A 19,567-nucleotide genomic window follows, 5' to 3' on the forward strand; every position below is an offset into this window, starting at 1 on the left:
GGCCCGCTCAGCTCCGCCGCACCCGCAGCCCCACGAACGCCAGCGCCAGGCCCAGACCGATCAGCATCAGACCGCTGCCCAGCGGCAGGATGTTGGCCGGTTCGGCCGGGCTCTGGCCCTGGTTCACGGCCGCGGGGGCGGAGGCCGGGGCGCTCGCCGTGGCGGACGCGGTCGGCGTGAGGGCCGGGGCGTCGGCGGTCTCCGGTTCCTCCGGATAGGCGACCCGGCTCGTGGCGGGCCTGGCGGTGTCCGCCGTGTCGGTGTCCTCCTCCTCGGCCGCCGGTCCGTCCGGCCGGCCCGGCCGCAGCCGCCCCTCACCGGCCAGGCTCCCGGCCCGCGAGGGACCCGGGCGGCTGGCGGTGGGCGAGGCGGAGCCGGACGGCCGGGTCCGCGCGGCGGGGGACACGGTGACGCCCCGGGCGGACGGCGAGGCGGAGGCGGAGGCGCCGGGTGGCGCGGGGGAGCCCGGCGGGGCGGATTGGGCGCCGAACGCCATCACCGTGCCGCCCGCGGGCACGGCCGCCGCCGTGAGGACGAGCAGCAGCCGCACGAGGCGGAGCAGAAGTCGCAGCCTTGGAGTCACGTCGGTGACCTCCCGGAACCCAGTGCCGTGTCCGGCGGCGTGCCCGATGCCGTGACCGGCGGAAAACCGACGGAATCCAGCCTCACATTCGGCGCCCGCGCGGGCATTTCGGGATGGGCCGTCAGGTCTACGGCCGCTCCGTCACGGCGACGTACGACCGCTCCGTCACCGCGTCGTACGGCGGCCCGTCACCCCGTAGTACGGCGGCCCGGACCGCGAGACCGGCGGCGCGAGGGGGCGCGGCGGTGATGGGGTGGGGCCGTGCGCGACAATGACGGCATGGAGATGCCGAGGAACGAACGGTCGCCGGAAAATCCCCAGATCCTCGTCGTGGGCCAGGACGGCACGGCGCTCGGAGGCGGCGGGGACGAGGGCTCCCGCGAGATCCCCGTGACGGAGCAGGTGGAGCAGCCCGCGAAGGTCATGCGGATCGGCAGCATGATCAAGCAGCTCCTTGAGGAGGTGCGCGCGGCTCCCCTCGACGAGGCCAGCCGGGTACGGCTCAAGGAGATCCACGCCAGCTCGGTCAAGGAGCTGGAGGACGGTCTCGCGCCGGAGCTGGTCGAGGAGCTGGAGCGGCTCTCGCTGCCCTTCACGGACGAGGTCGTCCCGAGCGACGCGGAGCTGCGGATCGCGCAGGCCCAGCTGGTGGGCTGGCTGGAGGGCCTGTTCCACGGCATCCAGACCACGTTGTTCGCCCAGCAGATGGCCGCCCGGGCCCAGCTGGAGCAGATGCGCCGCGCGCTGCCTCCGGGCATGTCCCCGGAGGGCGACGACGAACACACGGGCGGCCGCTCGGGCGGCCCGTACCTGTAAACCGGCGGCCGGACCGAACCGGCGGCAGGACCCACGAGGACCACACGGAGAAGGGCCCGGCGGACACCCCGCCGGGCCCTTTACGGCGCACGGTCAGGGGTTGCCCGTGGACACGTTGATCTGGATCTCCACGTCCTTGGGGTCGACGTCGGTGTCGGGCTTGGGGAACTGGTCGGTGACGGCCCCCTCGCCGTAGGTGTTCTCGTCGACGTGGACCTCTTTCACCCGCCAGCCCGCGGCCCGCGCGCACTCCTTGACGGACTTCACGTACTTGTAGCGGAAGTCCGGGAGCCGCACCTTGTCCGGGTCGTTGTACGACTCGTCCGGCTCGGTGCACTCGGTCCTGTCGATCGTCTTGCTGGTGTCGGGCCCCCGGTAGCCCGCCGCGTGCCGGGGGGCGGAGGGGGAGGCGCTGCCGCCGCCCTTCGCCCGGTTCTCGTCGCCGCCGCCCCGCAGGGACAGCGCGACGAGCAGCCCGGCGACCGCGACAAGGGCCACGGCGACCGAGGCGACGACCACGGTCTTGTTGCTCCTGCCGGAGGCCGGGGGAGCCGACGGGACCGGGGCACCCGTGCCGTACCCGGGCTGTCCGTACCCCACCGGCGTGGTCGGGTAGCCGCCCTGCTGCGGATACCCGTAGGAGGGGTTGCCGTACGGGTTCTGCGGCGCGACCGGCGTGACCGGTGCGACCGGCTGGTACGGCTGCTGGACGGGGGCGCCCTGCGGGACCGGGCGGGTCTGGTCGACGGGCGGGAACACGGTCGAGCCGACGCCCGCGCCGCTCTGCACGGGACCGGCGCCCGGCACGATGCTCGGCGCCGCCTGCTGGAGCGAGGCCGCCACACGCAGGCACTCCTCGCGCATCGACTCGGCGGTCGGGAAGCGCTCGTTGGGGTTCTTCTTCAGCGCGCGGGCGACCAGCGCGTCCACCGCCGGGGGCAGCGCGCGGTTGATCGAGGAGGGCGCGACCGGCTCCTCCTGGACATGCGCGTACGCGATGGCCAGCGGGGAGTCCGCGTCGAACGGCAGGCGCCCGGTGACCAGTTGGAACAGCATGATGCCGACCGAGTAGAGGTCGGAGCGGGCGTCCACGCCCCGGCCGAGGGCCTGTTCGGGGGAGAGGTACTGGGGGGTGCCGACGACCATGCCGGTCTGGGTCATGGAGGTGACCCCGGACTGCATGGCCCGCGCGATGCCGAAGTCCATCACCTTGACCACACCGCGCGGGGTCACCATCACGTTGCCCGGCTTGATGTCGCGGTGGACCAGGCCCTTCTCGTGACTGATCTCCAGCGCCGCGAGCACGTCGGCGGTGATCCGCAGCGCCCTGTCGGCGGGCATCGCGCCCAACTGCCGTACGTCCTCGGCCAGGACGGAGCCGAGGGGGCGGCCCTCGACGTATTCCATGACGATGTACGGCATACCGTCCGCTTCGTCCTCGCCGGTGTCGAAGACGGAGACGATATTGGTGTGCGTGAGCTTGGCCACGGCCTGGGCCTCGCGGCGGAACCGTTCGCGGAAGGCCTGTTCGCGGCCGAGTTCGGTGTGCAGGGTCTTGACCGCGACCTGACGGTCGAGCACCGCGTCGTAGGCCAGGTGCACGGAGGCCATGCCGCCCTCGCCGAGCAGGTCGCGCAACTGGTAGCGGCCACTGGCGAGCGCCCGTCCCGAGTACCGGCCCTGTGCGCCGTCCTGGCTCATCTCTCCGTGTCCCCCACTGGCCTTCGCGGTGCGCCGCGGAGCGAACGCGCCGTGCGCGTACCTGCCTTGATCGAATGTGTCATTCCCGGCCAAGTCTGCCCCAGGGCGGTGACACGTCAAGCTCGGTGCCCGTTCCGTGACCGTACGCGAAGGAAGCGTCGCGGAAGCGTTACAGCAGGTGTACGGAGGTCGCACGGAATTTGCACGAGGGTGTGGGGTACCGGTTTCATGGCCGATCCGTCTCGGATCGGCCCCGGTCCAGGATCGGGACCGGCGGTCACCTCGAAGGCTGTAGCGTGGCCGACGGAGACCGTAACAACACCGCTTGAAATGCGGGCAGAAACGACGGCGAGGACCGATGGCACAGACGCACGGCGCCCAGGGCCCGTCCGACGACCCCGAGGTGGTCACGGGCGGCATGTCGGACGCGCCGGAGGCGTGGGGCAACGCCGGACTCGTCGGCGACGGCCGCTACCGGCTGACGCACCGGCTCGGCCGGGGCGGCATGGCCGAGGTGTTCGCGGCCGAGGACATCCGCCTGGGCCGCACCGTCGCGGTCAAGCTGCTCCGCGCGGACCTCGCCGAGGACCCGGTGTCCAAGGCGCGCTTCACGCGCGAGGCCCAGTCGGTCGCCGGGCTCAACCACCACTCCATCGTCGCCGTGTACGACTCCGGCGAGGACGAGGTGAACGGCCAGGCCGTGCCGTACATCGTCATGGAGCTGGTCGAGGGCCGCACCATCCGCGATCTGCTGATCGACGCCGATGCGCCGGGCCCCGAGCAGGCCCTGATCATCGTCTCCGGGGTGCTGGACGCGCTCGCCTACTCGCACCAGCACGGCATCGTGCACCGCGACATCAAGCCCGCCAACGTCATCATCACCGACAACGGCGCGGTCAAGGTGATGGACTTCGGCATCGCGCGCGCCCTGCACGGCGCGCAGTCGACGATGACCCAGACCGGCATGGTCATGGGCACCCCCCAGTACCTCTCCCCTGAGCAGGCGCTCGGCAAGGCCGTCGACCACCGCTCCGACCTGTACGCGACCGGCTGCCTGCTCTACGAACTCCTCGCGCTGCGGCCCCCGTTCACCGGCGAGACCCCGCTCTCGGTGGTCTACCAGCACGTCCAGGACATGCCGGTGCCGCCCTCGCAGGTCGCCGCCGGCGCCCCGCCGGAGCTGGACGGCCTGGTCATGCGCTCGCTCGCCAAGGAGCCCGACGACCGGTTCCAGACGGCCGAGGAGATGCGCGGCCTGATCCAGTACGGCCTGCAGATGCTGTACGACCAGGGCAGCCACACCGGCACCTGGAACACCGGACCGGTCGACGCCCCCGAGGCCCGGCACACCCCGCCCGGCGGCTTCGCGGGCACCACGGTGATGCCCCAGGCCGGCGGTTACGGCGGCGGCACCACGCAGATCCCGCAGCCGATCCTGCCGGGCGGTTACGGCCACGGCGACGACGGCGGCTTCGAGGGCAGCGGCAACCGGGGCAGCGGCCGCGGCAAGCTGTGGCTGCTCGCCGCGCTCGCGGTGGTCGCGGTGGTGGCCGGTGTCGCGCTCGCGCTGAACAACTCGGGCGGGAAGGAAACCCCGAAGGACAAGCCGTCGCCGAGTCACTCCCAGACCCAGGACAAGGACGACAAGGCCACCGAGACGCCCGACGACAACGACACCACCGATACGCCCGAGCAGAACACGGGCACGCAGGGCGGCGGTTCGGGCGGCTACAGCGGCGGCGGTTACCGGACGCCGTCGTACCCCCAGAGCCAGCCCACCACCTCGGACCCGACGGACGACCCCACGGACACCACGGACGGCGGCACCTCCGACCAGGGCACCACCACTGGCAGTGGCACGGACCAGGGCACGACGGCAGGCAGTGGCACGGACCAGGGCACCACCGCCGGCAGTGGCACGGACCAGGGCACGACGGCAGGCAGCGGCACGGATCAAGGCACCACCGCCGGCAGTGGCACGGACCAGGGCACGACGGCAGGCAGCGGCACCACCCAGGGCACCGCGACCGCGGGCAGCGCGGGCGGCGACGGGACTTGAAGGCCGTCGGCCCCGGCCCCCACGACGTCGTCGTGACGGGGCCGGGCCGCCGGGGCCGGGCGCCCGGCCCATGAGGGCCACCCGGCTCGTGACGCCCGCTCAGCCCGTGAAGGCGTCGCAGACCGCCTCGTACTCACGGGTCCACCACGCCACGAGGGCGGAGGCGGCCGGGAACTGGCAGTCGGCGCGGGTGTCACCGCGCTCGTAGTGCCAGCGCAGCATCCAGAAGTCGTTCAGGCGCTCCCACCACACCCGGTGCACGGCCGCCGCCAGCTCCGAGGGCGTGGCGCGGGCCGCACGCCGGTACGTGCGGGCGTACGCCCTGACCTTCGGCAGGTCCAGCGTGCCCGCGGGCCGCAGGAAGAAGATCGCGGCGGCGCGGACCGCCTCCTCGGCGCGCGGCTGCACCCCGAGCCGGTCCCAGTCGACGATGGCGGCCGGGGCGTCGTCGACGTAGAGCAGGTTGAACGGGTGGAAGTCGCCGTGCACCCAGCCCACCGGACCGCCGCGCGGCGGACGCCGTCCCGCGTGCTGTTCCAGCAGGTCACGACGTTCCAGCAGCCGGTGTCTTGCCAGTTCGTCGAAGGCGTCGGCGGGCCGGTGGCGGCTGACGTGGCCGAGCAGGTCGTCGATGAGGGCGTGGGTGTCGGCCGGGTCGGCGCTCTCCACGGGGTGCGGGTGCGTGGCCGGGCGGGTGCGTCCCTTGGGCGGCATCACGCGCTCCAGACAGGCATGCACGGCGCCAAGCAGTGCGCCCAGGCGTGCGCTCTGGGCGCGCGTGAGCTGGCCGCCGTGCCGGTGGCCGCCGTCGATCCAGGGGTGCAGGGCGTAGGCGTGACCGCCGATCACGGCGACCGTGCGGCCCTCGCTGTGGGTCAGCGGCTGGGCGACCGGCACCCCGACCGCGGCCAGCCGCCCGGTGGCCCGGTGGCGCCGCTCGATGGCGGCGGGGTCGGCGGTGTCCGGGTCGAAGTGGTGCTTGAGGAAGTAGTGGCCCCGGGTGGTGCGCACCCGGTACCCCCGGTTGAGCAGCCCCTGGTCGACCGGTTCGCAGGCGAGGGCCGTACCGGCTCCGTAAAGGCGTAACAAGGCGCCAAGTGGGGGCGCGTGGGGCACGGGGGGTGGTACACAAAGGCGCTGCACGCGGCAGATGCTAGGGCACGAAAAGCAGCCGTGAGCTGGGCCTTGTCACAGGCAGTCGCCGCCGATCGCATTCGGTCACACGATGTACCGCCGTGAACTCCGGGGCGGTTTTCGAAGGGCGTCCGGGGAATTCCGGAAAAGGGGTGCCGCGCCCGTGCGCCGCCCATGCCGCGCCCGGCGCCGAACCCGGCGGTAAACCCCGCGCCACGCCCGTGCGCACTCGTGCCCGGAGTCTTCCCGTGACCTGGGTGCGCGGGATAACGTGCCGTTGCTCCGGCCTCCTGCAAGGCTGTGACCAGGGAACTTCCGGACTCTGTCGATTTACTTGGATATCCAAGCAAAATCGCAGGTCAGGTGGGGTTTCACAGAAATGTGGAGCACTGGGTAACGTAAATGTCGCAGGGCGCTCGCCGGGGCACCTGTCACGCCTGTTCCCGGCCGAGTGGCACCCACCCCGTGCCCGGTGGACGTGAACAGGTGGCCGCTCCCCCCGGCTCCGACCGAGCAAGGGGGACCTCAGGCTCACCGGCAACCCCGGGAGCCGGAACGACGGAGGAGCACACGTGACCGTGGACAGCAGTGCCGCGCGCAAGCCGCGACGCGGCGCCGCAGGCAAGACCGGGAAGACCGGCGGCAGCACCGCAGCCACCGGCACCGGGCGCACCACCCGCGCCACCCGCAGCACCGCGAAGAAGAGCACCGAGCCCGAGCTGGTGCAGTTGCTGACGCCCGAGGGCGAGCGCGTGGCGAACGCCGAGTTCGACGCGTACGTCGACGGCATCACCCCCGAGGAGCTGCGCGGTCTCTACCGCGACATGGTGCTCACCCGCCGCTTCGACGCCGAGGCCACCGCCCTGCAGCGCCAGGGCGAGCTGGGCCTGTGGGCCTCGCTGCTCGGCCAGGAGGCCGCCCAGATCGGTTCGGGACGCGCCACCCGCGAGGACGACTACGTCTTCCCGACCTACCGCGAGCACGGCGTCGCCTGGTGCCGCGGGGTCGACCCGGCCAACCTGCTCGGCATGTTCCGCGGCGTGAACAACGGCGGCTGGGACCCGAACGGCAACAACTTCCACCTGTACACGATCGTCATCGGCTCGCAGACGCTGCACGCCACCGGCTACGCGATGGGCGTGGCCAAGGACGGCGCGGACTCGGCCGTGATCGCCTACTTCGGCGACGGCGCCTCCAGCCAGGGCGACGTGGCGGAGTCCTTCACGTTCTCCGCGGTCTACAACGCTCCCGTCGTGTTCTTCTGCCAGAACAACCAGTGGGCGATCTCCGAGCCCACCGAGAAGCAGACCCGCGTCCCGCTCTACCAGCGTGCGCAGGGCTACGGCTTCCCCGGCATCCGCGTCGACGGCAACGACGTGCTGGCCTGCCTCGCCGTGACCCGCTGGGCGCTGGAGCGCGCCCGCGACGGCGAGGGCCCGACCCTGGTCGAGGCGTTCACCTACCGGATGGGCGCCCACACCACCTCCGACGACCCCACCCGCTACCGGGGCGACGAGGAGCGCCAGGCCTGGGAGGCGAAGGACCCGATCCTGCGCCTGCGCCGGTACCTGGAGGCCGGAAACCACACGGACGAGGGATTCTTCGCGGAACTGGAGGCCGAGTCCGAGGCGTTGGGCAAACGAGTGCGCGAAGCGGTCCGCGCCATGCCCGACCCGGACCGGTTCGCCATTTTCGAGAACGTGTACGCGGACGGGCACGCGCTCGTCGACGAGGAGCGCGCCCAGTTCGCCGCCTACCAGGCGTCGTTCGCGGACGTAGAGGGGGGCAACTGAGATGGCCGAGAAGATGGCTCTGGCCAAGGCGATCAACGAGTCGCTGCGGCGCGCCCTGGACGAGGACCCCAAGGTCCTGGTGATGGGTGAGGACGTCGGCAAGCTCGGCGGCGTGTTCCGGGTGACCGACGGGCTCCAGAAGGACTTCGGCGAGAGCCGGGTCATCGACACCCCGCTGGCCGAGTCCGGCATCGTCGGCACCGCGATCGGCCTGGCCCTGCGCGGCTACCGCCCGGTGGTGGAGATCCAGTTCGACGGCTTCGTCTTCCCGGCGTACGACCAGATCGTCACGCAGCTGGCGAAGATGCACGCGCGCTCGCTGGGCAAGGTCAAGATGCCCGTCGTCGTGCGCATCCCCTACGGCGGCGGCATCGGCGCGGTCGAGCACCACTCGGAGTCCCCCGAGGCGCTGTTCGCGCACGTGGCCGGCCTGAAGATCGTCAGCCCGTCCAACGCGTCGGACGCCTACTGGATGATGCAGCAGGCCATCCAGAGCGACGACCCGGTGATCTACTTCGAGCCCAAGCGGCGCTACTGGGACAAGGGCGAGGTCGACTTCGAGGCGATCCCGGCCCCGCTGCACAAGGCCCGTGTGGTCCGCGAGGGCACCGACCTGACGCTGGCCGCCTACGGCCCCATGGTCAAGCTCTGCCAGGAGGTTGCCGCGGCGGCCGCCGAGGAGGGCAAGTCCCTGGAGGTCCTGGACCTGCGCTCGGTCTCCCCGCTGGACTTCGACGCGATCCAGACCTCGGTGGAGAAGACCCGCCGCCTGGTGGTCGTCCACGAGGCGCCGGTGTTCTTCGGCTCCGGCGCGGAGATCGCCGCGCGCATCACCGAGCGCTGCTTCTACCACCTGGAGGCCCCGGTGCTCCGGGTCGGCGGCTACCACGCCCCGTACCCGCCGGCCCGCCTGGAGGAGGAGTACCTGCCGAGCCTGGACCGGGTGCTCGACGCCGTCGACCGCGCCCTGGCGTACTGAGGAAGGTTTCGTGACGACGATGACGGAAGCTTCCGTGCGCGAGTTCAAGATGCCCGACGTGGGCGAGGGGCTCACCGAGGCCGAGATCCTCAAGTGGTACGTGCAGGTGGGCGACAAGGTCACCGACGGCCAGGTGGTGTGCGAGGTCGAGACCGCCAAGGCGGCCGTCGAACTCCCCATCCCCTACGACGGGGTGGTGCGCGAGCTGCGCTTCCCCGAGGGGACGACGGTCGACGTGGGCATGTCGATCATCGCCGTGGACGTGTCGGGCGGTGAGGCGCCGGCGGTGGTCGCGGAGCCGGAGGCTGTTGCTCCGGTTGCCGAGGAGGAGGCCGAGCCGCAGAAGCGTCAGCCGGTGCTCGTCGGGTACGGCGTGGCGGCGTCCTCCACCAAGCGGCGCCCGCGCAAGGGCCCCGAGGTGACGGTGTCCGCGGCCGCGCAGGCGGTCCAGTCCGAGCTGAACGGCCACGGTACGGGCGCGACCACGGCCGCGCCCGTGAAGGAGCGCCCGCTGGCCAAGCCGCCGGTGCGCAAGCTGGCCAAGGACCTGGGCGTCGACCTCGCCACGGTGACGCCGTCCGGCCCGGACGGGATCATCACCCGCGAGGACGTGCACGCGGCGGTGGCCCCGGCGGAGCCCGTGACCGAGGTGCCGACGGCTCCCGCTCCCGCGGTGGTGCCGGTGCCGGCGTACGACACGGCCCGCGAGACCCGCATCCCGGTCAAGGGCGTCCGCAAGGCGACCGCGCAGGCGATGATCGGCTCGGCGTTCACGGCGCCGCACGTCACGGAGTTCGTGACGGTGGACGTGACGCGGACGATGAAGCTGGTCGAGGAACTCAAGCAGGACAAGGAGTTCCAGGGGCTGCGGGTCAACCCGCTGCTGCTGATCGCCAAGGCGATCCTGGTGGCGATCCGGCGCAACCCGGACATCAACGCGTCCTGGGACGAGGCCGCCCAGGAGATCGTGCTGAAGCACTACGTCAACCTGGGCATCGCCGCGGCCACCCCGCGCGGTCTGATCGTGCCGAACATCAAGGACGCGCAGTCCAAGACGCTCCCGCAGCTCTCCGAGGCGCTGGGCGACCTGGTGACGACGGCCCGCGAGGGCAAGACCTCCCCGGCGGCCATGCAGGGCGGCACGATCACCATCACCAACGTCGGCGTCTTCGGCGTCGACACCGGCACGCCCATCCTCAACCCGGGTGAGTCCGCGATCCTCGCGGTCGGCGCGATCAAGCTCCAGCCCTGGGTCCACAAGGGCAAGATCAAGCCCCGCCAGGTCACCACGCTGGCACTGAGCTTCGACCACCGCCTGGTCGACGGCGAACTGGGCTCCAAGTTCCTGGCAGACGTGGCGGCGATTCTGGAACAGCCGAAGCGGTTGATGACCTGGGCGTAGTGAGTGCCCTTTTCACCTGCGGAAATGCCGAGACAGTGACCTCCAGTCACTGTCTCGGCATTTTCTCGGCACCGGTCAGTCCCGGCCGAGCACGTACACCGGCGCCCCGTTCTCCGCTCCGCCGCGAGAGCGAATACAGGCGTGTTTGCGGAGCAGGCGCAGGCATTCGTTGACCCGGCGGACGGTCAACCCGGTGCGGGCCGCGATGGATTCGAGGGGCTCGCGGAGTTCTCCCTTTTCGACGAGGACCGGGGCGATGACGACCGCCACGGTCCAGACGTCTTCCGTCACGGACAGCCGTTCGCGCCAGTCGGCCAGGACGGAGGCGGTGGTGGCGTGGCCGGTGGGAGCGGTGACCCGGGTGAGGGTCAGGCCGTCGAGCCGGTCCGCGATCCGCCCCATCGCGTCCGCGATGGCCTGTTGCGCCGTCAGCGTGGCGTGCTGCGTGGCGAGCATCTCCCTTTGCAGCGCCAGTGATTCGCGCTGTGCGCTCGCCAACTCCGCGTCCAGTTGGAGGTTGTGCGCCTCCAGACGGACGATCGCTTCCGCGACCTGGTCCGGCATCGCGTAGGCGATGGGGGATCCGGGAGCGGTCGGCTGTACCTCGGCCTCTTCGAGAGAGTACGAACCCTCTCGCTGTACGGTCTCGATCACTTCCGCGACCCACTCCTTGAAGGGGGCGCAGGCGGGTTTGGTGCAGGCGTTCACCAAGAGGATCAGACCCTGGAGGTCGATCAGATTCATGTCTCGGCGCCACTCTCTACCTGCGGGAATGCTGAGAGCGTAACCTCCAGTTACGCTCTCGATCGTCTCTCGATGGGCCTCGGGGACATGGTCCGAGAGAGCTTTGCGGGCGTTCGTGTGGCCCAGTTGCCGGCACACATCCACCGCCGGGAACCAATGACTCCCGTCCGGCATCGTCAGCCGACGGACGCGGGCTCCGGTCGCCGCGTACACGAAGTCGCTGATGTCGATGGCCTCGTGGTGTGCGGACGCGTCGGGGCGGTTGCTGGGTTCGTTCATGTGCGTCACCTCCGAGCCGGAACGTAGGGCGGAGGAATTCGCATATGCCAGTTGGGGGACGGGATGTTCACGATTGCGAGGGAAGCGGCGTGATTCCCGGGTTTCGGCCTGGCCGGGCGTGCTAGTGAGAAATGGCCCGCATATGCCAGAGGCCCGCCGCGGCCGGAATGGCTGCGGCGGGCCCCTCTCCCCAGGCTGCGGGTGGCGTTACTTGGCGAAGCCGTAGTTCAGGAGCTTCTTCGCGTCCGTCTCGCGCTGGGAGACCGACGTCGAGGCGAGCACCGTGCCGATGACCGTCTTGCCGTTACGGGTGGCGGCGAAGACCAGGCAGTACTTGGCCTCGGGGCCGGAGCCGGTCTTCACGCCGATGGTGCCGCTGTAGTTGTTGAGCAGCGTGTTCGTGTTGGTCCACGCCTTCATCGTGCGCGTGCTGCCGGTCTTGGTGACCGTCTTGGCCGTGTACGACTTGGTCTTGACGATCGTGCGGAACGTGGCGTTCTTCATCGCGCTGCTGGCGATCTTCGTCAGGTCGCGCGGGGTCGAGTAGTTGGAACCCCGGCCGATGCCGTCGAAGGAGTCGAAGTGCGTGTTCTTCAGACCCAGGCTCTTCGCGGCGGAGTTCATCTTGCCGAGGAAGGAGTTCACCCGGGCGGTGTGGGTGGTGCCCGCGCCGAACTTGTCCGCGAGGACGTAGGCCGCGTCGCAGCCGGACGGCAGCATCAGGCCGTACAGCAGCTGACGGACGGTGACCTTGTCGCCGACGATGAGGCCTGCGGAGGAGCCGTTGTTGGCGACGATGTAGTCGCTGGCGCCCTTCGGGATCACGACCTTGGCGTCCAGGTTGAGGTTCGGCTGCGCCAGCACGACCTTGGCGGTCATGATCTTGGTGGTCGAGCCGGTGGAACGCCGGGTGTCCGCGGCCTTCGTGTACAGCGACGCGCCCGTCGAGTTGTTCATCACATAGCCGCCCGCGGCCACGATCGAGGGCGTGGTGACGGCCTGCGCGGGGGCCGCGGTGAGGGCGCCGGTGGTGAGCAGGGCGCCGGACGTCACGGCGACGGCGGCGGCCTTGCGGAGGCGGGAGCCCTTGATGCCGGTAATCAAAGCGAAATACCTCGATTGTCTTGAATGCCCTGTGAATAGCGGCCTGGTTGAGGTGGCATAAAAGCGTGGCCGCACGTGTGTGACACCCGTGAGCGGTGGATGGTTGCGGGGTGCGGAGAGATTTTTTCCGCCGTCTTTACGGGGCGTCATGACCCGGTCCGCATCATGGACGGCACTCCCCGACGGACACCTGTTGTATCTATCCTGTGGCCATGCAAACGGCCACCAGGCAGCCACCCGCCGCGGAACGCGTCTACGCCCACGTCAAACAAGGTGTCCTCGACCGCAGTTACGAGGGCGGCACCCTTCTCACCGAGGGTGAACTGGCCGAGGCGGTGGGCGTTTCGCGCACCCCCGTCCGCGAGGCCCTGCTGCGCCTGGAGGCCGAGGGGCTGCTGCGGCTGTACCCGAAGAAGGGCGCCCTGGTGCTGCCGGTCTCCGCGCAGGAGATCGCGGACGTGGTGGAGACCCGGCTGCTCGTGGAGGAACACTCCGCCCGCAAGGCCGTACCCGCCCCGCCCGCTCTGGTGGAGCGGCTGACCGAACTGCTGGAGCGGCAGCGGGAGCAGGCCGCAGCCGGTGACTTTGCCGAGGCCGCCGTCACCGACCGCCGCTTCCACGCCGAGATCGTCCGCAGCGGGGGGAACGAGATCCTTTCCCGCCTCTACGACCAGCTGCGCGACCGGCAGTTGAGGATGGGCGTCGCCGTCATGCACTCCCACCCGGACCGCATCGCCAAGACCCTCGCCGAGCACGCGGAGATCCTGGACGCGCTGCGCTCCGGCGACGCCGAGGCGGCGGTCGAGGTCGTGCACCGGCACGTGGGCTGGTTCTCCCACCTGGCGCGCGGGGAGGTGCGATGAGCGCGCGCGGAGACGCGATCGGCCGGGGCAGCGTCCTGCCGGGTGACCCGCCGGGCGGCCGACGCGCGGTCGCCGTGTGGTGCACGGGCGTCGCGGTCTACTTCGTCGCCGTCATCTTCCGCACCTCGCTCGGCGTCGCGGGCCTGGACGCGGCCGACCGCTTCCACGTCGGCGCCTCGCAGCTGTCGACGTTCTCGATCCTCCAACTGCTGGTGTACGCGGGGATGCAGATACCCGTCGGCCTCCTGGTCGACCGCCTCGGCACCAAGAAGGTGCTGGGCATCGGCGCCGTCCTCTTCACCGCCGGTCAGCTCGGCTTCGCCTTCTCCCCCTCGTACGGCACCGCCCTCGCCTCCCGCGCGCTGCTCGGCTGCGGCGACGCGATGACCTTCATCAGCGTGCTCCGGCTGGGCACCCGGTGGTTCCCGGCGCGGCGCGGCCCGATGATCGCCCAGCTCGCGGCGCTGGCCGGCATGGCGGGCAACCTCGTCTCCACCCTTGTCCTCGCGCGGCTGCTGCACGGGCTCGGCTGGACCCCGGCGTTCGCGGGCAGCGCGCTCGCGGGTGTGGTCGTGCTGGTCCTGACGCTGCTGTTCCTCAAGGACCACCCCGAGGGGCACGAGCCGGAGCCGTCCCCGCACCACGGTGCCGCGTACGTACGCCGTCAGATCGCCGAGTCCTGGCGGGAGCCCGGCACCCGGCTCGGCATGTGGGTGCACTTCACCACCCAGTTCCCGGCGATGGTGTTCCTGCTGCTGTGGGGCTTGCCGTTCCTGGTCGAGGCACAGGGGCTCAGCCGGGCGGTGGCCGGTGAACTCCTCACGCTGGTCGTCCTGTCCAACATGGTCGTCGGCCTTGTCTACGGCCAGATCGTCGCCCGGCACCACGCGGCCCGGCTGCCGCTGGCCCTCGGCACGGTCGCCGCGACCGCCCTGTTCTGGGCGCTCACCCTCGCCTGGCCCGGTGACCACGCCCCCCTGGTGCTGCTCCTCGTCCTCTGCGTGGTCCTCGGCGCCTGCGGCCCCGCCTCGATGCTCGGCTTCGACTTCGCCCGCCCCGCCAACCCGCCCGAGCGCCAGGGCACCGCCTCCGGCATCACCAACATGGGCGGCTTCATCGCCTCCATGACGACGCTGTTCGCGATCGGCGTGCTCCTGGACGCCACCGGCGACGACTACGCGATCGCCTTTTCCGCGGTCTTCGTCCTCCAGGCCGTCGGCATCGTCCAGATCCTCCGCCTGCGCGGCCGCGCGGCCCGCCGTGAGCGGGAGCGGCTGGTGGCGAGCCGGGTGGAGACGGTGCATGTGCCCGCAGCGTGAGGAGCGGGGTCGACTCCGGGTGCTGTGAAGGGCGCCTGGGCATGGGGGGGCGCCCCGATGGGGCGGAGCCGGTCGCGCGTGCGGGTGGCGCAGCCGGGGGCGGGCGGCCTCGCGGGCTGCTCGTACCGGGCCACCCTGATCAGGTGCGGACGCTCGTACGGGGTGCCCGCTCTGCCCCGCTCGGGGCCTCGACCTGGCGCCTCGACCCGGCGCCTTGGCCCGGGGCCTCGACCTGGGGCCTCGAACCGGGGCCTCGACCGCCTGGTCGGCCCATGGCGCGGGGGCAACCGCTGGGGGTCGACCCACCGCACCACACCGAGGACACCGCTCCCGATCCCCCGCCGAACCGCCGGAGGCTACGGCGTGATGGTGAAGTTCCGCAGGATCGCCGACACCAGCTCCGGGTCGCCCTCCGTCTTCACCCGGTCCGCGACCGACTCCGGGGTCACCCGGCCGCAGGCGAGCCTGAAGTAGGTCTCCCAATCGAGGGTGAAGGAGGCGGCGGGGCCGAGGGCGGGGGCGGTTTCGAGGGTGCCCCGGCCCTGGATGTCGACGCGGATGGTGCGGAGGAACTCGACGGGCCCGTGGACGTCGAAGACGATGGCCGAACTGCGGGGCGCGTCCGCGTTCTTGGCGACGACCTTGGGCAGCGCGAGCAGGAGCACGTCGCGGGTGACGAGCGCGCCCGGGGAGTCGAGGTTGCCGGGACGGCCGAGGGCGGTGCGCAGGTCCTGCTCGTGCACCCAGACGTCGAACGCCCGCCGCCGCATGGCCTCTTCGAGGGTGATCTCCTTGCCGAACGGCCCGCGCACCAGCGTGCCCGGCTCGCGGGACTCGTTGCGCAGCTGGCGGTTGCGCCGGATGATCGTGTACTCCAGCTCGGACGTCATCTCGGGCGCCGTGTGGTGGCGGCGGACGTCGACCTGCATCTCCATGTACCGCTGCTGCTCGTTGGTGACGTGGAAGAGGTCGCGGGGCAGCGCGTGGATCGGCCGGGGGTCGCCGAGCATCTCGCAGTCCAGGCCGATGACGTGCGAGACCACGTCCCGCACCGACCAGCCGGGGCAGGGCGTGCGCCGGTTCCACTCCCCCTCGACAAGCGGGTTGACCAGCTCGGATATCGCGTCGACGGAGTGGGTCCAGGCATCGGCGTAGGGCTGGAGGGTGGGATGCAGACTCACGGAACGGGAACCCCTCGGCGGTCGGTACACGGGCAGGATCGAACGGCTTGCCGGCGGGCGGCGGCTGCACTCGGCGGTGTCTGGAGACTCCTCCGCTCTCGGCTTCGCGTGAGCGGGGGAGACCCCCAAGTTACGCTGCTCGGAGGCCCCCAGGCAGTGCTTTCGTGTGACGATCGTAGGCCCGTGGGAACGACTCGAATGCCAGGACGGTGGTAGTGTGCGCGCCTCGCTGATCCAGATCGCCGTGGACGAGCGTGAATCAGTGGCTGACCGGCGGCAACGCGCGGTCGCACTGGTGCGCGAGCAGGCCGGTGCGGACCTCGTGGTCCTGCCCGAACTGTGGACCACCGGCGCCTTCGCCTACGAGGACTTCGGGCCCGGGGCCGAGCCCCTGGACGGCCCCACCCACGAGGCGATGGCCAAGGCCGCCGCGGACGCGGGCGTGTGGCTGCACGCCGGGTCGATCCCGGAACGCGACCCCGAGGGCCCCCTCTACAACACCTCGCTCGTCTTCTCCCCCTCCGGCGACCTGGCCGCCGTCTACCGCAAGATCCACCGCTTCGGCTTCGACCGGGGCGAGGCCGTGCTGATGGGCGCGGGCAGCGACCTGGTCACGGTCCGGCTGCCGGACACCACCCTCGGCCTCGGCACCTGCTACGACCTCCGCTTCCCCGAGCTCTTCCGCTCGCTGACCGCCGCCGGTGCCGAGACCCTGGTGCTCCCGGCCGGCTGGCCCGAACGGCGGCGCGCGCACTGGACGCTCCTCGCCCGGGCGCGGGCGGTCGAGAACCAGGCGTTCGTGCTCGCCTGTGGAACGGCCGGTACGCACGCCGGAGTTCCGCAGGCGGGTCACTCGATCGTGGTCGATCCGTGGGGCGAGGTGCTGGCCGAGGCGGGCGCGGGCGAGGAGGTCCTCACGGTCGAGTTCGACCCCGCGAAGGTGGCCGAGACCCGCGAGCAGTTCCCCGCCCTCAAGGACCGGGTGCTCGGCCTGGAGCCCCCGCGCCGCTGAAGCCCGGCACCGGCAACGGCGTTACCCCTCCTCCCGCTCCTTCTCCGCCAGGTGGATCACGCACACCGCCACCGCGATCAGGAGCGCCGGGTCCGCGTCGTCCCGTACGACGTCCACGCCGTAGGTCTCCCGCACCGTCAGCAGACGGCGGGAGATCACGGCGAGGAGTTCGCCGTCGTACTCGATCGCGAACTCGCGGTCGAGGATCTTGCCGCTGACGTCGAGTTCGGTGCCGTCGGTCAGACGGACGCGGTAGTGGTTGCGCAGCAGGGAGAAGTGCTTGCGCTTGACGGTGGCCAGGCCCTCGCCGTCCCGTTCGATCACCATGGTGTCGCGCAGGGCGAACATCTTCTTGTGGATGTCGATCAGGACGCGGCCCTGGGCGTCCTTCAGCTCGAAGGTGTCGCGCAGCCGGAGGGCCTTGCCGTCGACGAGGTAGACCTTGCGGCCCTGGTCGTCCTCGATCCAGTAGTCGTCACCGATGCCGAAGATACGGTCGCGTACGAGGAATCTCATGAGGGACCGCTTCCCCGGCGGGGACCGTTCCTCACCGCCCGGCCCGTCCTCGCCGCCCCGTCCGTCCTCGCCGCCCCGCCCGGCGGACCGAAGCGCCTGCGGTACTCCGAGGGGCTCAGCCCCGTCTCGCGCCGCAGCCGGGCCCGCAGACTGGCCGCCGTACCCAGGCCGCTGCGCGCCGCCACCACGTCCAGGCGCAGTTCGCCGCGCTCGATCAGCCGGCAGGCCAGAGCCACCCGCTCGCCGGTGAGCCAGGCCAGCGGGGTCGTGCCCAGCTGGGTACGGAAGCGGCGGTGCAGGGTGGCCGGGGAGAGGGCCGCGCGGGCGGCCAGGTCCGCCACCGTGAGGGGGTCGCCGAGCCGTTCCTGCGCCCAGGCCAGCAGCGGGCCGAGCGAGCCGTCGGGGATCTCGGGCAGCGGGCGTTCCACGAACTGCCGCTGTCCGCCGTCGCGGTGGGCGGCGAAGACCAGACGGCGGGAGACGGCGTTGGCGATCTCGGCGCCGTGGTCGGTGCGCCAGATGTGCAGGCCGAGATCGAGCGCGGCGGCGCTGCCCGACGCGGTGAGCACGTCGCCGTCGTCCACGTAGAGCACGTCCGGCTCCAGCAGGACCTTCGGGTGCAGGTCCCGGAAGGTGTCCACCCAGCGCCAGTGGGTGGTGGCCCGGCGGCCGTCGAGGAGGCCCGCCTCGGCGAGGGCGAAGGTGCCCGTGCAGAAGCTGACGACGCGGGTGCCGCGCGCGTGCGCGTCGCGGATGGCGTCCAGGACGGCGGGGCGGCGCGGGACCACGTTGTCCGGGCGCCCCGGCACGATCAGGGTGTCCGCCTCGGCCGCCGCCTCCAGGCCCGGCACCCCGGTCAGCGTGAAGAAGCCGTGGTTCATCCGCACCTCGGGGGTGGGCGTGCACAGCGTGACCTCGTACAGCGGCCCCGGCAGGCCCAGCTCCGGGCGGGGCAGGCCGAACAGCTCGGTGGCGACGCCCATCTCGAAGGGGTTGGTGCCCTCGTCCACGATCACGGCGACCCGATGGGGGCGTACCCGGTGCGGGCGCACCGGCTCCGGAGGCTGAGAGGATTCTTGCGCCATGTGCGATTTCTAGCACTCGTGCGGTCCCAGCGCGCGCCCGCAGCATGGAGCCATGGCAACCAGTGAACCCCTGTCCCTGGAGACGGTCCTCGCCTCCTTCTCCGACCGGTGGAGCCCGCGCATCGTCACGTCGGTCAACGACTACGACGTACGGGTCGCCAAGGTGGAGGGCGAACACCTCTGGCACGCGCACGACGACACCGACGAGTTCTTCCTCGTGCTCTCCGGCGAGCTGCACATCTCCCTGCGCGAGCCCGCCGGTGAACGCACCGTGACACTGCCCAAGGGCTCGGTCTTCACCGTCCCGCGCGGCACCGAGCACAAGCCGTACGCCCCCGTCCCCACCGAGATCCTGGTCCTCGAACCCACCGGCACGCTCAGCGTCGGCGACCGGCACGAGGAGATCCCGGACCACGTGGACGCGACGACGGGCCACGCGCTGGACTGACCCCGTCCCGTACGGTCGGCTGTATGACAGCGGAGTCGAAGGCCCCGGCGCCCCGGGTGCAGCTCGCCATCGGCATCGTCCGCCGGGGCGAGGAGGTGCTGCTCGTCCGGGAGAGCCTCGGTGCCCACGGCGAGGCGCTCTGGTCGCTGCCCGGCGGCGGGGTCGAGGACGGCGAGCTGATGCACGAGGCGCTCCGGCGCGAGCTGCGCGAGGAGACCGGGCTCCTGGTCGGCGACCCGGTGCGCACCGCGTTCCTCCTGCACATCGACTCCGAGAGCCACCCCTCCGCACTGGCCGTCGCCTTCGAGATCGACCGGTGGGAGGGGGAGGTCGCGCCGGAGGACAGCGACATCGAGCACGCGGCCTTCTTCCCCCTGGCCGAGGCTCTGGAGCTGCTCGGCGCGCTGGACAGCGCCGTGCAGCGGGACCCGGTCGTCGCGTACCTGAGCGGGGCGGCCGCACCGGGGAGCACGTGGATGTACCGCTACCGGGACGGCGAGGAGACCCTGCTCGCCCGCTGGTGACCGGCCGGGCGCCGAGCGTGACGTC

The 19,567-nt window shown here is 71.5% G+C and carries 18 protein-coding genes; 10 read left to right on the forward strand and 8 right to left on the reverse strand.

The annotated features are described in order from the left end of the window. Nucleotides 1-7: 7 nt before the first annotated feature. Complete coding sequence (locus AB0E91_RS10340) at nt 8-583, reverse strand: hypothetical protein (protein ID WP_361778104.1); 576 nt, start codon at nt 581-583, stop codon at nt 8-10. 279 nt (nt 584-862) lie between these two features. Here AB0E91_RS10340 and AB0E91_RS10345 point away from each other — a divergent pair, with 279 nt between their 5' ends. Next, nucleotides 863-1,399: a bacterial proteasome activator family protein gene (locus AB0E91_RS10345; RefSeq protein WP_361113169.1), complete on the forward strand. Its 537-nt coding sequence runs from the start codon at nt 863-865 to the stop codon at nt 1,397-1,399. A 93-nt stretch (nt 1,400-1,492) separates the two neighbouring features. On the opposite strand, the gene AB0E91_RS10350 is transcribed toward AB0E91_RS10345, so the two are convergent. After that, nucleotides 1,493-3,100 carry a protein kinase gene (locus tag AB0E91_RS10350; RefSeq protein WP_361778107.1) on the reverse strand — a complete coding sequence of 536 codons (1,608 nt, stop codon included), beginning with the start codon at nt 3,098-3,100 and terminating at the stop codon, nt 1,493-1,495. 358 nt (nt 3,101-3,458) lie between these two features. On the opposite strand from AB0E91_RS10350, the gene AB0E91_RS10355 reads away from it, so the two are divergent. Beyond that, nucleotides 3,459-5,159 carry a protein kinase gene (locus AB0E91_RS10355; protein ID WP_361778110.1) on the forward strand — a complete coding sequence of 567 codons (1,701 nt, stop codon included), beginning with the start codon at nt 3,459-3,461 and terminating at the stop codon, nt 5,157-5,159. A 99-nt stretch (nt 5,160-5,258) separates the two neighbouring features. Here the strand turns inward: AB0E91_RS10355 and AB0E91_RS10360 are convergent, their stop codons facing one another. Continuing rightward, nucleotides 5,259-6,275, reverse strand: a complete 1,017-nt coding sequence (locus AB0E91_RS10360; RefSeq protein WP_361778113.1) for a phosphotransferase — start codon at nt 6,273-6,275, stop codon at nt 5,259-5,261. Nucleotides 6,276-6,865: 590 nt separating this feature from the next. Between AB0E91_RS10360 and pdhA the strand changes: the two genes are divergently transcribed. From pdhA to AB0E91_RS10375, 3 genes are read left to right on the forward strand one after another with little or no spacing between them, the layout of a single operon-like run. Beyond that, on the forward strand, nt 6,866-8,086 hold the full coding sequence (gene pdhA / locus AB0E91_RS10365; RefSeq protein ID WP_361778116.1) for a pyruvate dehydrogenase (acetyl-transferring) E1 component subunit alpha: 1,221 nt from the start codon (nt 6,866-6,868) through the stop codon (nt 8,084-8,086). 1 nt (nt 8,087) lies between these two features. Continuing rightward, complete coding sequence (locus AB0E91_RS10370) at nt 8,088-9,065, forward strand: alpha-ketoacid dehydrogenase subunit beta (RefSeq protein WP_161182423.1); 978 nt, start codon at nt 8,088-8,090, stop codon at nt 9,063-9,065. A 10-nt stretch (nt 9,066-9,075) separates the two neighbouring features. Next, nucleotides 9,076-10,467 carry a dihydrolipoamide acetyltransferase family protein gene (locus AB0E91_RS10375; protein WP_361778119.1) on the forward strand — a complete coding sequence of 464 codons (1,392 nt, stop codon included), beginning with the start codon at nt 9,076-9,078 and terminating at the stop codon, nt 10,465-10,467. A 75-nt stretch (nt 10,468-10,542) separates the two neighbouring features. On the opposite strand, the gene AB0E91_RS10380 is transcribed toward AB0E91_RS10375, so the two are convergent. Further along, the gene (locus AB0E91_RS10380; protein WP_361778122.1) at nt 10,543-11,490 is read right to left on the reverse strand and encodes a Bro-N domain-containing protein; all 948 of its coding nucleotides are present in this window, start codon (nt 11,488-11,490) and stop codon (nt 10,543-10,545) included. A gap of 207 nt (nt 11,491-11,697) precedes the next feature. Next, nucleotides 11,698-12,594, reverse strand: coding sequence for a D-alanyl-D-alanine carboxypeptidase (locus AB0E91_RS10385; RefSeq protein WP_361778125.1), 897 nt, complete (start codon nt 12,592-12,594; stop codon nt 11,698-11,700). A gap of 212 nt (nt 12,595-12,806) precedes the next feature. Here AB0E91_RS10385 and AB0E91_RS10390 point away from each other — a divergent pair, with 212 nt between their 5' ends. Beyond that, on the forward strand, nt 12,807-13,457 hold the full coding sequence (locus tag AB0E91_RS10390; protein WP_361778128.1) for a GntR family transcriptional regulator: 651 nt from the start codon (nt 12,807-12,809) through the stop codon (nt 13,455-13,457). Next, nucleotides 13,454-14,776 carry an MFS transporter gene (locus AB0E91_RS10395; protein ID WP_361778131.1) on the forward strand — a complete coding sequence of 441 codons (1,323 nt, stop codon included), beginning with the start codon at nt 13,454-13,456 and terminating at the stop codon, nt 14,774-14,776. The genes AB0E91_RS10390 and AB0E91_RS10395 overlap by 4 nt, the downstream gene beginning before the upstream one ends. A gap of 356 nt (nt 14,777-15,132) precedes the next feature. Here AB0E91_RS10395 and AB0E91_RS10400 read toward each other — a convergent pair whose 3' ends face one another. Then, nucleotides 15,133-15,957 carry a maleylpyruvate isomerase family mycothiol-dependent enzyme gene (locus AB0E91_RS10400; protein WP_361778134.1) on the reverse strand — a complete coding sequence of 275 codons (825 nt, stop codon included), beginning with the start codon at nt 15,955-15,957 and terminating at the stop codon, nt 15,133-15,135. 217 nt (nt 15,958-16,174) lie between these two features. Here AB0E91_RS10400 and AB0E91_RS10405 point away from each other — a divergent pair, with 217 nt between their 5' ends. Then, a complete protein-coding gene (locus AB0E91_RS10405; protein WP_361778137.1) occupies nt 16,175-16,969 on the forward strand; it encodes a carbon-nitrogen family hydrolase in 795 nt (264 codons plus the stop codon). Between the two features lie 21 nt (nt 16,970-16,990). Here AB0E91_RS10405 and AB0E91_RS10410 read toward each other — a convergent pair whose 3' ends face one another. Together AB0E91_RS10410 and AB0E91_RS10415 are read right to left on the reverse strand one after the other, a co-directional pair. Next, nucleotides 16,991-17,485 (reverse strand): LURP-one-related family protein, encoded by a 495-nt coding sequence (locus tag AB0E91_RS10410; RefSeq protein ID WP_361778140.1) that lies wholly within the window; start codon nt 17,483-17,485, stop codon nt 16,991-16,993. Further along, nucleotides 17,482-18,570 carry a helix-turn-helix domain-containing protein gene (locus tag AB0E91_RS10415; RefSeq protein WP_361778143.1) on the reverse strand — a complete coding sequence of 363 codons (1,089 nt, stop codon included), beginning with the start codon at nt 18,568-18,570 and terminating at the stop codon, nt 17,482-17,484. Before AB0E91_RS10415 ends, AB0E91_RS10410 begins: the two co-directional genes overlap by 4 nt. Nucleotides 18,571-18,622: 52 nt before the next feature. Here AB0E91_RS10415 and AB0E91_RS10420 point away from each other — a divergent pair, with 52 nt between their 5' ends. Both AB0E91_RS10420 and AB0E91_RS10425 read left to right on the forward strand, forming a co-directional pair. Beyond that, the gene (locus AB0E91_RS10420) at nt 18,623-19,018 is read left to right on the forward strand and encodes a cupin domain-containing protein (RefSeq protein WP_361778146.1); all 396 of its coding nucleotides are present in this window, start codon (nt 18,623-18,625) and stop codon (nt 19,016-19,018) included. Between the two features lie 23 nt (nt 19,019-19,041). After that, nucleotides 19,042-19,542, forward strand: coding sequence for an NUDIX hydrolase (locus tag AB0E91_RS10425; RefSeq protein ID WP_361778148.1), 501 nt, complete (start codon nt 19,042-19,044; stop codon nt 19,540-19,542). Nucleotides 19,543-19,567 lie beyond the last annotated feature (25 nt).

The organism is Streptomyces sp. NPDC026659, from assembly GCF_040638245.1.
Classification (GTDB): Bacteria; Actinomycetota; Actinomycetes; order Streptomycetales; family Streptomycetaceae; genus Streptomyces.